At 50.7% G+C, this 13154-nt stretch carries 15 protein-coding genes; all 15 read left to right on the top strand.

The window, feature by feature from the left end; all coding sequences use genetic code 11:
* Positions 1-8 precede the first annotated feature (8 nt).
* The 15 genes from ADN01_RS18140 to ADN01_RS18195 all read left to right on the top strand — a co-directional run bounded on the left by ADN01_RS18140 (position 9) and on the right by ADN01_RS18195 (position 13012).
* Positions 9-947 (top strand): SDR family NAD(P)-dependent oxidoreductase, encoded by a 939-nt coding sequence (locus ADN01_RS18140; protein WP_113918825.1) that lies wholly within the window; start codon positions 9-11, stop codon positions 945-947.
* The gene (locus ADN01_RS18145; protein WP_062417138.1) at positions 944-2563 is read left to right on the top strand and encodes a phytoene desaturase family protein; all 1620 of its coding nucleotides are present in this window, start codon (positions 944-946) and stop codon (positions 2561-2563) included. The genes ADN01_RS18140 and ADN01_RS18145 overlap by 4 nt, the downstream gene beginning before the upstream one ends.
* The gene (locus ADN01_RS18150) at positions 2560-2991 is read left to right on the top strand and encodes a hypothetical protein (RefSeq protein ID WP_062417139.1); all 432 of its coding nucleotides are present in this window, start codon (positions 2560-2562) and stop codon (positions 2989-2991) included. Before ADN01_RS18145 ends, ADN01_RS18150 begins: the two co-directional genes overlap by 4 nt.
* Before the next feature lie 360 nt (positions 2992-3351).
* Complete coding sequence (locus tag ADN01_RS18155) at positions 3352-5238, top strand: DUF805 domain-containing protein (RefSeq protein WP_075071337.1); 1887 nt, start codon at positions 3352-3354, stop codon at positions 5236-5238.
* Between the two features lie 21 nt (positions 5239-5259).
* Positions 5260-5556 (top strand): hypothetical protein, encoded by a 297-nt coding sequence (locus ADN01_RS18160; RefSeq protein WP_062417141.1) that lies wholly within the window; start codon positions 5260-5262, stop codon positions 5554-5556.
* Positions 5557-5701: 145 nt separating this feature from the next.
* Entirely contained in the window at positions 5702-5959 is a 258-nt protein-coding gene (locus tag ADN01_RS18165) for a type II toxin-antitoxin system Phd/YefM family antitoxin (protein ID WP_062417142.1), read from the top strand.
* A complete protein-coding gene (locus ADN01_RS18170; RefSeq protein WP_062417143.1) occupies positions 5956-6375 on the top strand; it encodes a type II toxin-antitoxin system VapC family toxin in 420 nt (139 codons plus the stop codon). The genes ADN01_RS18165 and ADN01_RS18170 overlap by 4 nt, the downstream gene beginning before the upstream one ends.
* 91 nt (positions 6376-6466) lie before the next feature.
* A complete protein-coding gene (locus ADN01_RS19485) occupies positions 6467-7108 on the top strand; it encodes a hypothetical protein (RefSeq protein WP_147238971.1) in 642 nt (213 codons plus the stop codon).
* Between the two features lie 198 nt (positions 7109-7306).
* Entirely contained in the window at positions 7307-8023 is a 717-nt protein-coding gene (locus tag ADN01_RS19490) for a hypothetical protein (protein WP_147238972.1), read from the top strand.
* 140 nt (positions 8024-8163) lie between these two features.
* Positions 8164-8742 (top strand): hypothetical protein, encoded by a 579-nt coding sequence (locus ADN01_RS18175; RefSeq protein ID WP_062417144.1) that lies wholly within the window; start codon positions 8164-8166, stop codon positions 8740-8742.
* Between the two features lie 4 nt (positions 8743-8746).
* Positions 8747-9253: a hypothetical protein gene (locus tag ADN01_RS18180; RefSeq protein WP_075071338.1), complete on the top strand. Its 507-nt coding sequence runs from the start codon at positions 8747-8749 to the stop codon at positions 9251-9253.
* Positions 9254-9293: 40 nt separating this feature from the next.
* Positions 9294-10487: a hypothetical protein gene (locus ADN01_RS19495; protein ID WP_147238974.1), complete on the top strand. Its 1194-nt coding sequence runs from the start codon at positions 9294-9296 to the stop codon at positions 10485-10487.
* A 76-nt stretch (positions 10488-10563) separates the two neighbouring features.
* Positions 10564-11418, top strand: coding sequence for a DUF2785 domain-containing protein (locus ADN01_RS18185; protein ID WP_062417146.1), 855 nt, complete (start codon positions 10564-10566; stop codon positions 11416-11418).
* A 110-nt stretch (positions 11419-11528) separates the two neighbouring features.
* Entirely contained in the window at positions 11529-11822 is a 294-nt protein-coding gene (locus ADN01_RS18190; protein WP_062417147.1) for a type II toxin-antitoxin system HigB family toxin, read from the top strand.
* On the top strand, positions 11822-13012 hold the full coding sequence (locus tag ADN01_RS18195) for an ImmA/IrrE family metallo-endopeptidase (protein ID WP_062417148.1): 1191 nt from the start codon (positions 11822-11824) through the stop codon (positions 13010-13012). The genes ADN01_RS18190 and ADN01_RS18195 overlap by 1 nt, the downstream gene beginning before the upstream one ends.
* Positions 13013-13154: the final 142 nt, after the last annotated feature.

Here is a 13154-nt window from a genome sequence, read left to right on the forward strand (position 1 = left end):
AGGTTGACTTGCAGAAGTATTACCGACAATACAAATGGTCCAATATTGGTGCCATGCTGCGCAATCAGAGACTCAACCCGGAAATTTGCCCCGATCCGTTTGATAACCGGGTGGTGGTGATTACCGGCGCCACGTCGGGGATTGGGACGGCGGCCGCCCGGAAATTTGCTGCGCGCGGGGCGGAAATTGTGTGTATCAACCGCAGCGAGTCCAAATCCAAAGAATTGTGCGCTGCTTTGTACAAGGATTACGGCGCGAAATGCAGCTATCTCCTCGCGGACTTCGCCAACCCGGCCGAGGTTCGCGCGGCCGCCGAGCAGTTGGCCGCCTTGGAGGGGAATATTGACGTGCTGATTCACAACGCGGGGATTTACAACACCCAAAAAATCCTGACCGCAAATCAGATTGACCTGGTCTTTCAGACCAATTACCTGAGCACCTTCATTTTAAACTACGGCATCAAAGAAAAACTGCGGCGCCAAAACAGCGGGCGGATTCTATTTGTCAATTCGGAGGCGCACCGCTTTGCGGTTTGGGGCCTGCATCTGGACGACCTGGCCTGGGAACACCACGCCTATTCGGGTCTGAACAGCTACGGCGCGGCCAAAATGGCCCAGCTGCTGTCGATGATCAAGCTCAATGAATACTTCCGGGGCAGCGGGGTCACGGTCAACGCCATGCACCCCGGCAACATTAAGACCAACAGCGGACAGAATAACGGGGTTGTTTACAAATTCTTCAAGAAATTGCTGATTGACCGCTCCGCCCGGCCGATTGAGGTGGCCGCGGAAGCCCTGTATTTTTTGGGCGTTTCTGATACAGTTAAGCAGATGACCGGCAAGTTTTTTAACCTGACAACCGTGGAAGAACCGGCCCCTCCGGCCCTGGACGCGGAGGCCGCCGAGGAACTGTGGCAGCGCAGCCTGGAGCTAGGTGGACTCACATGACCATGAAAAAGCAAAAAATTGTGATTGTTGGCGCCGGCATGGCCGGACTGACTGCGGCAGCCTATTTGCTGAAGGACGGCTGCGACGTTTTGCTGCTGGATAAAAATGACCGCTGCGGGGGATTATTGAGCACCTTCAACAGCAACGGTTTTTACTTTGATTCTGGGCCGCGGGCTTTTGTGAACTCCGGCATCGTTAAGCCCATCCTCAAAGATTTGGGCATGGAGTGGGAGTTTTTGGAGAACAAAATCTCCATCGGGGTTGCCGACCAGATGCTGCGCTTTGATTCGATGGACAGAATCCAGGACTATCAGCGCATGCTGACCGGCCTGTTTCCGCAGAACGCCCAGGAAATTGAAAAAATTACCGCGATCTCTTCGGAATTATCAGAATATACCCGCGTTTTGTACGAGTTTGACAACCCCAATTTCTCGGATCAGATGAATGACCGCAAGTTCATCTTCCGAAAATTGATCCCCTGGACGTTTAAGTTCCTGCACGCGCTGAGAAAGTTCGAGCAGTTTAACATACCTATGGAGGCTTTCATCCGGCGCTACACCGCCAATGCATCCCTGAGCGATGTGCTGCTGCAGCATTTCTTTAAGCATACGCCTGCCTATTTTGCGCTGGGCTATTACTACGTGTACCTGGATTATTTTTATCCTAAAGGCGGCACGGGCGTTTTGGCGGATTTGCTGAAAAACAAAGTGCTGGAAGGGGGCGGGGAGATCCGGCTGAACACGCGCATCGCGGCCGTCAACCCGGCGGAAAAGACCGTCACGGACGCGGACGGCCAGCGCTATGCGTACGACGACCTGATCTGGGCCGCGGACTTGAAAACCCTGTACCGCTCGCTGAACCCGGCGGGGTTGGATGCAAAAGTGAGCGCCCAAATTGACACCAAGACCCGGCAGACTCTGGCGGCCAAGGGGGCTGAATCCGTTTTCATTCTGTTCCTGGCGGTCAACCGTCCGCCGGAGTATTTCCGGGCGAGGGGCGGGGAGCACCTGTTCTTCACCCCCTCTACCCAGGGCCTGGGCGAAACCAATCAGGCCGAAAGGCAAAAACTGCTGGAGGCCTTCGAGCACACCTCCAAAGCCGAGATTTTGGATTGGGCGGCCCGGTTCTGCGAGCTGAACACCTTTGAGGTGTCTGTGCCGGCCCTGCGCGACCCGGCCCTGGCGCCGGAAGGCCAGACGGGGCTGATGATCAGCTTCCTGACGGATTACGCCCTGATCGAAAAAATCAACGCGGCGGGCTGGTACGATGAATTCAAGACCGCCCTGGAAGAGCGCGTGGTGCGCATCTTCTCACAGACGCTGTACCCGGGGCTGGCGGAGGATCTGCTCTTCAAGTTCTCGGCCACGCCGCTGACCATCTGCCAGGTCGCGGGCAGCTCAGAGGGGGCCATCACCGGCTGGTCTTTTGAAACGGACGTGCCGGTGGTGAACAAACTGAAGGACATCCCCAAGTCGGTGCTCACCCCCATCCCCGGCGTGTACCAGGCCGGGCAGTGGGCTTATTCCCCCGCGGGCGTGCCCATCGCCATGCTCACCGGCTGGTACGCGTCCCAACGGATCCTGAAAGACGCGCGAAAGGCGGGGCTGATCCGATGAACGCTGTTGCGGTGGTGACGATCGCCTTTTTACTGATGGAAGCTTCAAACGTGCTCACGCTGTATTTCTTCCCGGGGTCGAAATATGCCAACGGGGTCGGCGTGTTTAAGGCCTGGGAAAAATCCAAGCAGGACCCCGAGGTGCATGATTTGGTGCGCTATCTGGTGAACTGGGTGGCGGGCACCAAGCTGATCTTCATCCTGCTGCTGATTGTGATTCTGGCCACCGCCACGCAGACGACCCTGCTGTGGACGGGGGCAGCCATGCTGGTTTCGATCGCGTCCTTCTTCTGGCGGCTGTTCCCGCTGGTTCGCAAGATGGACCGCGGCGGGCAGATTGACCCCCCCAATTACTCGGCGGTGCTGGGCTGGATGATCGCGGGGATGATGGCGGTGTTTTTGGCTGCGCTGGTGATCGCGGTTCTGTAGGGCTGAGGGCGCAGGTGATCAACCCCTGGGATTGAGGCGGGCGAGAGGCGAATCATCGTAAGGCTGTGGGGGGCGAATATGCGATTTAGCAGCACCTTTCATATCTGAAAAGTGTTTTTTGTTGTGAGGATTTGGGGGGGAAGTATAATGAAAATATTGGGGGATTGTGAAGGGTGTTTCCCCCAAACAAGTACTGTTTTGCGTATGCGCAGGCGATCTGTCAGGTTCGCTGGCTGTTATCATCCCATTTGCGCACGTATTATGAGTCTTGTGGTTTATCTAAAAAAATTATCCCTAAGAACCCGCTTAAAAACACCCCATTTTCCAGGTCCGAAAATGTCAAAAGGATAATAAACGAAAATGAAACAGTACTTCATTGTTATTGGAAAGTATGCTGTTTTTTCCGGAAGAGCAAGTAGAAAAGAATATTGGACTTTTTATGTATTTCATTTAATTATCGGTACTGGCGCTACAATTTTGGATAACATCAATGGAACAACAATTAGCAGTGATCTACCTTATGGTCTCGTTTTTCTTCTCTATAATCTTTTGACACTTCTTCCCTTTACTGCTGTCACTACTAGACGACTGCATGATGTAGGTAAAAACGGATGGTTTCAACTCATCGGATTGATCCCGATTATCGGCCCCATCTGGTTGCTTATTGTTTTGGTGGGCGAAGGAAAGAGGCAAGATAACCAATACGGACCCTATCCGGGCAAAAGAGTGGTTAATCATTCGCAAGAGATGATGACGTGTTATTGCGGCAATGTAATTCCAGCCGTCAGCACGGCTTGCCCAATTTGTGGTAGGGTTTTTATCCAGGCTTCCCCCTATCCTGCTGTGCAGCAGGATTTTCCTACATTGACGCAAACACGTCCACAAAGAAAACCTCAGTTGGGTTCACCAAAAGCCGAGTATGCTTATTCTCTGTTGAGAAATGGGCAGAAAGAGGATGCGTTCTCAGTATTGAAAGAATTAGTTCGGGAAGAACCCAATAACGAAAAAGCATGGTTATGTTTGTATTTGTGCGTTGATAGAAAAGAACAAAAAAAATACTGCTTACAGCAGGCATTACGTATCAATCCGGACAATAAGAAAGCACTGGAAAGATTAGGGAAACTACATTTACCTGCTGAAGTAGTGCAAAAAAGCATCAGGTCTAATGAAAAAGTAAATACAATGCGGACCTGTCGGCATTGTGGAAACTCGTTGCTGTCGGGATCGTTGTTCTGTCAAAATTGTGGTAACCCAACGGGTGAGGACGATACTTTATTTGATGCTTCAACTCCTCTGACCAGGTCACAGGATGCGCAAAATCTGTACGGTTATAGGGTACAAGGAACGGCGGTTTACCCGCCAAACCCTTTTCAACCCGAAATTCAGTCAGAGCGAGAACCCGGAGTGGGAGAAGTTTTCCTTGCTTTCATCGGCATGGGCTTAGTATACGTCGTGCTCCAGATGATTTTTGGGAGATTGGTTTTCCCATATGTTTACAACCTGGCGCCCACTTCTTCAATTCTGCTAATCTTGAATTTCATTAGTGCATTTATTACACCTTTATCGGCCCGCCCATTCAATATTCGCCGCATACTGGCATTGGTTAATATCTTCCTAGTGATTCTCCTATTTGAGATTTACAATTTCCTACAAGGAGGTATGATCGTTCTTTTTGACCATTTCGATCCCACAACTGTCGCGCTTGTTTACATGGTCAGTGTTTTGGGGGCAGTTCTGGGTGTTCTGGTCTTTATAAAACCTCGCCGCAAAAAATTTGCCGCATCTCCGCAGGTGGCGTATGCATCTTCCACGTTTCAACCTGTTTCCAATACTTCTGAAGCCAAGCCGGGAAAATTTACAGTCAAACGTATCCTCAGCGCAATTGGCCTAGTTGATATTGTTGCTTCTTTGGTCTTTCCCTGGGAATTTGAGATTACTAGCAGCATCTTCGGTAGGAGTGTAGAAACAATGTTGGGGTATAGTACCTTGGAAGGAATTATCTCAGCAGTCCTCAGTTTGTTAGGTTTGACCTTGCTTTTTTCCATCGAAAAAGAAACGCCGGCGCATCTTTGGGCAACCTTTTTATCTTTGCTGGCTGCCGCTGTTACCTATTATTTTATCTCTGAGCAAAATATTGGGGAAGCATGGTTTACATATACTGGCACTGGGATCGGCCCATATCTGGTTTTTGCAGGTGCAGCGCTTGTGCTGATCTGCATATTGATCCCATCCCGGAAGGCTGCGTGAAAAAATCCAACGTGATACTGCATGATCAGAGAAGACCCCAAGGTGCATGATCTGGTGAACTGGGTGGCGGGCACCAAGCTGATCTTTATCCTGCTGCTGATCGTGATTCTGGCCACCGCCCCGCAGACGACCCTGCTGTGGACGGGGGCAGCCATGCTGGTTTCGATCGCATCCTTCTTCTGGCGGCTGTTCCCGCTGATCCGCAAGATGGACCGCGGCGGGCAGATTGACCCTGCCAACTACTCGGCGGTGCTGGGCTGGATGATCGCGGGGATGATGGCGGTGTTTTTGGCCGCGCTGGTGATTGCGGTTCTGTAGGGCTGGGGGAGTGGGAATTGCAGCGTAGGAAGCGCCTTCCAGAGATGGGGGGCGCTTTTTGGTGGGGGGCTCCGCTTGATTTCAGCGGCGAAAAGTCGTATAATCTAGTCAGACTAGTCTGACTAGTAAAGCAAGGAGGTGCAGCATGAAAAACGTCTGGCAGCTTCAAGACGCCAAAAGCAAATTCAGCGAACTGGTGGATCGCGCCCTGGCGCACGGGGCACAGATCGTCACCCGCCGCGGCCAAAAGACCGTGGTGATTTTGCCCTTTGAGGAATATCAGCGCCTGACTCAGCCCTCCGGCCGCCTGTCGCAGTTCCTGCTGTCTTCCCCCCTGGCCGGGTCTGAACTGGTCATCGAACGCGATCCGCGCCTGCCGCGGGATCTTGAGATTGAGCCGTGAACTATTTACTGGATACCTGCGTCCTTTCGGAATTCACCCGCCGCCAGCCCGACGCGCGGGTGGTTGCCTGGCTTGATGCGATGAATGAGGAGCAGTTGTTCATCAGCGCGGTTACGATTGGCGAAGTGCAGCGCGGCATCCAGCGCCTGCCGGACTCGCGCCGCAAAACGGAGCTGGCGGTGTGGATGGACAACGGGCTGACGGCGCGCTTCGCGGGGCGCATCGTTTCGATCGACGCGACGACGATGTACCTGTGGGGGTCTCTGGTGGCGCGCCTGGAAGCGGCGGGGCAGCCCATCGGCGTGATGGACTCGCTGATTTTGGCCAGCGCCGTGCAGAACAACCTGATCATCGTCACGCGCAACACGGCGGATTTTACGCCCAGCGGGGCGCAGGTAATCAACCCCTGGGGGTGAGGGGGAGAGGGCGGCCAGAGGACCAAATCCTGGAACTGAGCTTTGAGTAGTGCGAACGCAAGCTTTCTTGCACCGACTGTGGGAGAGAACTGTGCAAAAGATGCCTTTTCTATTGACCGTGATCTTATTATTCGCGGCTTCTTGTAATTTGGAAAACCCGGCAATCGCTGATGAAACCAATTCGCTTGCCAATCAAACTGTTCCTCTCAATGCCGTCACCAGCCTAATTTGTGGTTCTGAAACAGACTGTCTTTCCCAAACTTGTGTAAGCGCGGCACGTTGTCCATTACAATACGCGCTTTCAAACAAAGAGGTTTTTGATTTTGTCACAACTTATTCGGAATGCGAAGGGTGTGATACTCCAACGTTTTCTCCTGACAAAGGCATTGGGAAATGCGTTGAGTATTCCATCGTCGATGAGGCGCCGGTTTGGACGGTTGCACTCTGGGTATCAGAAAATTGTAAGTTTCGTCACAGCGACCCTACGCAATCCAGGATTGTTGTGAAAGTAAATCAAAAAACATTGGCGATCGATCATCTAGACCCTGCTGCTGCCTATATCAAGGACCCGTTGTTTTGTCGTGTTGGCCCTGACTGCCGCGGCCTTTCGGGCAGCGGCGTACCCCTCATCGGGTGCAGTAATTTTCTGCATGCGCCTTTAAATTGGGCAGGGTATTATCCCTACTCGGATGACATGTGCGCCTGCGTGGAAAACCAGTGCAAGCAAAAGTGACGATATCCAAGGGATCGCCCCAATCCGTTGTGAGTTTTTAATTACGCGCAGGTTCGCAGGGGGTATAATGGGAAGGGAAGGGGGAAAGGAAGGGTGTTCTCCCATAAATTAATCCCGCCCTTTAATTGGTCCTTTAGGGCCGTTGTGCGAATTGGCTAGTTTTTTCCATAGTGTGCAGATATAGGACGGTAAGAGAATATGCCTGATGATGTTACTCTCAAGGAATATGATAGGCCACTTCCTGTCAATGTTGAGAAGGTGCAGGAGGCTTTAAAAGATAAATGTAAAGTTGTGGGTGTTCGGCACCGGCTTTCTGAGAACTTTGTTTTATTGTTTCTGCATTATTTTGCGGAAACCCCATTGAACTCGAATGAGAGCATAAATAGAAGTAATTGGACACATCATGTTTATTTTTCTATACGCTCTGCAGCAAAAACCTTATATTTGGGATGTACTTTTGAGACGATGGGACGACTTGATGCAGTAATTGACAGTCTAAGCGTTTTTCCTGGCGTAATATTAGTTGCAGAGTGGGAAAGTGACCCGTCGAGTATTTTTGACAAAGATAAAGAGTTAGAAAAGCTATGGAACGGGGTTCAGCAAAATCCAGAATCGGACGGGTTTCTATTAACCTATTGCAGCGTGGATAAGTTGAACGATTTTATTAGGACCGTAACTCAGTATTGGCAAAGTCAAATTAACACACGCGAAAACCCGCCAAGTCTTTTTTTAGTTGTGATAGCATATGAACAAGAAAAAAGAAGCCAGCGGTTCATATTTGTTCGCAGCATGGAAATTTCTCTTTCAACACTGTTCTTGTGGCATGATTTTAGTTTTGTCGACACAAATGAATATTTAAGGTCACTTGACAAACAGCAAACGCCATTCCAGCTTAAAAGAAAAAACACTGTATAGACAAACAAGGCCGATTTGTGGCTTATCCTCCTTAACTGGATTTAGGTTCAACCCCTCTCCGTAAAACCAATCTTGAAATTAACTCTCTCTTGCAGTAAAACAACGCGGGTTTTCCGAGGTTAATATTTGAGCGAGGCAAGATGGATACAGAATTTGATGTCATAAATTATGAAATCGGGATGTTTTTATCGGCTTTGATTTTTTATCAAAAAAGAATGGAAAAAGACTGTAGCGATTCCGTAATGGAAAATTACATAAAGAATGCTTTGGCGGAATCGCTTGTTTTGCATATACGTGTGCTGACAGAGATATTCATGCCAGGCGGACGTGAGGACGATATCAAGGCTGTGAATGTCATGAAAAAATGGTGTGACGAACATAAGCTCTTGATTAAGAATTTACATCACGCCTATGAGAAAGTCTATGTATCGGAACTTAAAGGAACTTCTAAGACTCTTATTGATAAACTTCTTGCCCATGGGACTAATAAGCGCGGAAAAGAATTTGACTGGTCACCGGTTATTCGAACGATGGAACCACCGTTAATTGAAATTCTAAAGACCTTATCAAAGGAAGAATTTCCGGCTCTAAATTTATTGTCTCATATTGAGGATTGTGAAACGAAAGAAATTCCTGTTTTTTCCACCCATACGCCCTCTTCAGCAGTCATTAACCGATGGGTTCACCCCGATGATCGGGAAACGCCCACCCACAAATAACCCCATGCCCCCCACCCCCGCCCCCCAAAAACACCCAGTCCCTCGCCTCCGGCGCGCGCTGATCCTGTGCCTGATCCTGGCCGCGGCGGGGCTGGCGCAAACGCGCACGGCCTATGCCACGCCCACCCCCCCGGTGCTGTTGGTGAACCCGACCCTCCAGCAGTGCGTGGAGAACGTGTATTTGTCCGATGAATGCCATACCTGCCGGGTGGTTGCCCCCTGGGAGGTCTCGCCCACGGGGCAGTGCCCGGCGGGCTACCAGGTCGTGCCTTATCAGGAGCTGGACGCCGGCCAGGATCACCCCCTGGACTGTGTGGAAGGGCCGCGAAACGAATGGATGGCCTGCACCTGGGGCCAGTACCCCACCGTCACGCCGCTTTCTCCGGCTGCGCCGGCGCCCTCGGCTGGGTCGGGGTGCTTTCTCCCGCTGTCCCTGATCTTGTGCGCGGGCGCCGCTGGGGGCATCCTGACCCTGGGCGGGTTCCTTTTGCGCCGGAAAAAACTGATTTGAGACGAACCGTGAGCAGCCGCGTGGCACAGTAGATTTACGGATGTATCGAATCGCCCCCGAACATTGGGGGCGATTTTTTGGTTGTGCGGCAGGTCAGTATATAATAGAAGGCGGTGGGCAAGGTAAAGGGAAAAATCCACTCGCATCGCTGTGTCATTTGAGCATAATACCATTTGCTGCTAGGGGCATGAGCGCCATGTTTATGGAAAAACCAGCACATCGGATCTTCGTAGAAAAATATCTCAATTGGGATTTAGTGAGAGAACGTCTAGACCGATATAAGAATATCGGTAAGGCATTCCCAATTGACACCTTGCGAGGCTGTTCAGATAAGCCGCCGTATTATTGTCATTATCTCAGTTGGCGACTTGGGACGTGGCAGGATGAAAAACTTTTCGAATTTCTGGATACATTATTGGGATTTGGCGCAGAATTAAAAGGATGGGATACAACCCGAATCCCAAAAGGCTGTGAATTTGATAACTTTTGGGGCTTTATCTGGGAGTTGCAGGTAGCTGCACTTTTTGCTGGCCACCTCAAATTGCATACAGAGTGGAAAAGGGATGGCCCGGATTTTCGCGTCTCAACAGGCTCATCGTGTTTTTTCGTTGAATGTACAACCTATCGTAAGTCATTTGGGCTTGAGGAGTTTGTCAGAGAGATTTTTCAATTCATTGACCCACAAATCAAGATTGAACACAAACCTTGGAAAAAGTTCTCCCTCCCAAAGGGCCGCGAGATTGATATTTTTTTAGATAACTTGTTTAGACCATACCTTGATCCAATATTTTTACGTCGCAAGTGGAAGCAGACCCTCGGAGAAACACCAGTGATAATTCACACCACAAAGAGTTCTAATAATTTTTATGTGTATTTAGAAAACCCATGGGCAGAAAATCATAAACCTAGGTTAGAGAAGATCTTAAGTTCAGTAGGTTGTAAGACGGAGCGTTACTTGGATCGTGCATGCAGGGAAGTGCTTCGTAATAAAGCTTCTGCAAATAGGATTGATGAGCATCACCCAAATTTTTTGATGGTGAATTACTTGCTTGGCAGCGACTGGCAGATTGCCAGGGCATTGATGCGTGGGCATGTCCCGGCTTTACCCAAACCTTTCGATGGGTTTATGCTCTGTGCTTGTGGAATTGACAGCCTGCCTTCATTTCATGATTGTATCCTTCGTTGCACTTCAGGACATCCGATACAATCACTCGTGAACAACAAAGAGGGCTAATAACAACAGCTAACAGATCAAAATTGCCCTTTACTCTTATCCCCCGCACCAAAAAAATCATAACCCAGGAAAAAATATGTTAACTGAAACCGAACTCAAAGAAAAATTGCAGGCCCTGGCGCAGGAAGATTTTCATCTGGCCCGGCGCGAGGAGCTGGCGGAGCTGATCCCCGCCATGCTGAAATATATCGGTTCCACCGACAGCGAGCTGCGCGATGATTTGATCTACACCGCCTTCGACGCTTGGATTCTGGGCGAACCCGTGCTGGACTCCGATCAGGTGCGCGGCCTGCTGCCCGTCATCCTGGATGAAGAACATTTGCGCTTTAAGCTCGGCGAACAGGACACCGACAGCGTCTTCACGCGCACATTTTCCGTTCTGGTGCTGCCGCTGCTGCTCATCCGCCACCGCTCCCAGCCGATTTTTTCGTCTGCCGAAATCCAAGCGATTCTGCGGCAGGTTTGCGATTATCTTACACAGGAAAAAGACCGGCGCGGGTACGTGCCCGGCAAGGGTTGGGCGCACGCTGCGGCCCACGCCGCCGATGCCCTGGACGATCTGGCCGAATGCGCAGAGCTGACCCAGGCCGACCTGCTGGAAATGTTGGGCGTCATTCGCCGGACGGTGTGCGTGCACAGCCCGTGCTATACCTGCGGCGAGGAGGAACGCCTGGCCAGCGCGGTGATCACCGTTCTTAAAAGGAAACTGGTGCTGGACGCGGAGCTGATTCCGTGGATCGAGGGCTTCGGGGATGCGGTGCTGGCGGTTCCGGCCTTACCGGAGAGAATTTGGATCCGCGGGAATGTGAAGAATTTCTTGCAGTCGCTGTACTTCCGTTTGGGCTGGGAGGGCCTGCCCCATCCGCTGGAGACGCCCATCCAGCAGACCCTGCGCAGGATCAGCCCGTTTGCGCCGAAGGAGGGCGGCTAACCCGGCGCGGGTCGGGTGGGGGTGAGGATCTAAGAATTCAACAATTTTGGAATATATACCAAATTGGGATATTTATCATATTTACATTTTCCCAAAAAGGGATATAATATATGCGAGTCATTTCGCGCCAGCAGCTCTACCAATATGGACAGACCCATTCCGATGCAAAACCAGCGCTCGACGCCTGGTTCAAAGAAGCGGAACACGCCTGTTGGCAGTCCCCGAGTGACATCAAAGAACATTATCGCAGCGCGGATTTCTTGCCAGGTAACCGGGTGGTATTCAATATCAAAGGGAATAGTTACCGTTTGGTTGTGAAGATCCACTATAACACGGGCGTTGTTTATATCCGTTTTGTTGGCACGCATGCCGAATATGACCGAATAGATGCGGAGACAATCTGATGAAGCCAAAAATCCTGAAGACAGAAGCAGAATATCAGGAAGCGCTGGCTTACCTGGATACCTTGATGGATGCAGAACCCGGTTCGCCTGAAGAGGAAGAATTGGAGCTTTTTTCGACTCTTGTCGAGCAGTATGAGCAGGCGCATTTCCCCATTGATCTGCCGGATCCGGTTGCTGCGATTGAATTTCGGATGGACCAGCAGGGGTTGACGCGCAAGGACCTTAAACAATTCATTGGCAGTCAAAGCAAAGTGTCTGAAGTGCTGAACCGCAAGCGCCCCTTAAGCCTGGCAATGATCCGAGCTTTGCACACTGGCCTGGGAATTCCCGCAGAAATACTCTTGCAGGAACCTGGAAAGAAGCTGGTAGAACCGCGTTATGATTACCGCCGTTTTCCGTTTAGGGACATGTTTCACGCCGGGTTTTTTCCTTCGAATCTTGAGTCATTACAAGAAGCAAAGGGAATGGCGGAAGAACTCCTTGAAGACTTGTTTTCTGTCTTCCGTGGACAGCAGCCACAGCCAATTTTTCCACGATGCTCAGAAGGACAGAGCGATGAGCAGGCGCTTATTGCCTGGCAGGCTCGTGTGATGATGCTTGCTGAAAGCCAGAATCTGCCCGCATATGACTCTTCAAAGATCAGTCAAGATTTTATTCGGGATATGGTGCAATTGAGTTATTTTGATCAGGGGCCGTTATTAGCAAAAGAGAAGCTGAATAAACGCGGCATCCCCTTGATCATTCTCCGTCACCTGCCCCATACCTACCTGGATGGGGCTTGTTTCCAATTGCCTTCAGGCCGCGCCGTGATTGGATTAACCCTTCGCCACGACCGGTTGGACAATTTTTGGTTTACTCTGACCCACGAATTGGCTCATATTTTACTGCATTTGGGTTCACAACCTTTGGCATTCTTTGATGATACCGAGTCAAGTCTGCGAGAATCGTGTGATCCACAGGAAGAAGAAGCTAATTCTTTGGCGCGGGATATGCTCATTCCTAGAGATTACTGGGAACAGAGGAAAGAAGCGCTCCTCAATGCTAACCGCGCGGAAATCCACGCATTCGCAGAGGACCTGCAAATCTCACCAGCCATTCTTGCGGGGCGTATCCGTTGGGAGAGTAATGACTATACCCGTTTTGATGATTTAATTGGCCGAAATAAGGTGCGTCAACTTTTCTTTGGGTGAGGTGAAGAGAAATACGCGCGTTAAGAGTCGTTGAGAATATAACGCTACGGCAGCCTGGCCGATTTGTGCTTTGGTTTTGGGGTTTTGCATACCTCTGAGTATCTACAAGAGACTATTCAGAACATAGACGCAGGAGACTCAA

Origin of the sequence: Levilinea saccharolytica (genome assembly GCF_001306035.1) — a bacterium.
GTDB lineage: Bacteria > Chloroflexota > Anaerolineae > Anaerolineales > Anaerolineaceae > Levilinea > Levilinea saccharolytica.

What these genes read in the sequence shown, in the direction of transcription:
- ADN01_RS18195 (WP_062417148.1), top strand. Translation starts at nt 11,822, where the DNA reads ATGAAGCCAAAAATCCTGAAGACAGAAGCAGAATATCAGGAAGCGCTG.
- ADN01_RS18150 (WP_062417139.1), top strand. Translation starts at nt 2,560, where the DNA reads ATGAACGCTGTTGCGGTGGTGACGATCGCCTTTTTACTGATGGAAGCT.
- ADN01_RS18185 (WP_062417146.1), top strand. Translation starts at nt 10,564, where the DNA reads ATGTTAACTGAAACCGAACTCAAAGAAAAATTGCAGGCCCTGGCGCAG.
- ADN01_RS18155 (WP_075071337.1), top strand. Translation starts at nt 3,352, where the DNA reads ATGAAACAGTACTTCATTGTTATTGGAAAGTATGCTGTTTTTTCCGGA.
- ADN01_RS18160 (WP_062417141.1), top strand. Translation starts at nt 5,260, where the DNA reads ATGATCAGAGAAGACCCCAAGGTGCATGATCTGGTGAACTGGGTGGCG.
- ADN01_RS19490 (WP_147238972.1), top strand. Translation starts at nt 7,307, where the DNA reads ATGCCTGATGATGTTACTCTCAAGGAATATGATAGGCCACTTCCTGTC.
- ADN01_RS18190 (WP_062417147.1), top strand. Translation starts at nt 11,529, where the DNA reads ATGCGAGTCATTTCGCGCCAGCAGCTCTACCAATATGGACAGACCCAT.
- ADN01_RS19495 (WP_147238974.1), top strand. Translation starts at nt 9,294, where the DNA reads ATGTATCGAATCGCCCCCGAACATTGGGGGCGATTTTTTGGTTGTGCG.
- ADN01_RS18175 (WP_062417144.1), top strand. Translation starts at nt 8,164, where the DNA reads ATGGATACAGAATTTGATGTCATAAATTATGAAATCGGGATGTTTTTA.
- ADN01_RS18165 (WP_062417142.1), top strand. Translation starts at nt 5,702, where the DNA reads ATGAAAAACGTCTGGCAGCTTCAAGACGCCAAAAGCAAATTCAGCGAA.
- ADN01_RS18180 (WP_075071338.1), top strand. Translation starts at nt 8,747, where the DNA reads ATGCCCCCCACCCCCGCCCCCCAAAAACACCCAGTCCCTCGCCTCCGG.
- ADN01_RS18145 (WP_062417138.1), top strand. Translation starts at nt 944, where the DNA reads ATGACCATGAAAAAGCAAAAAATTGTGATTGTTGGCGCCGGCATGGCC.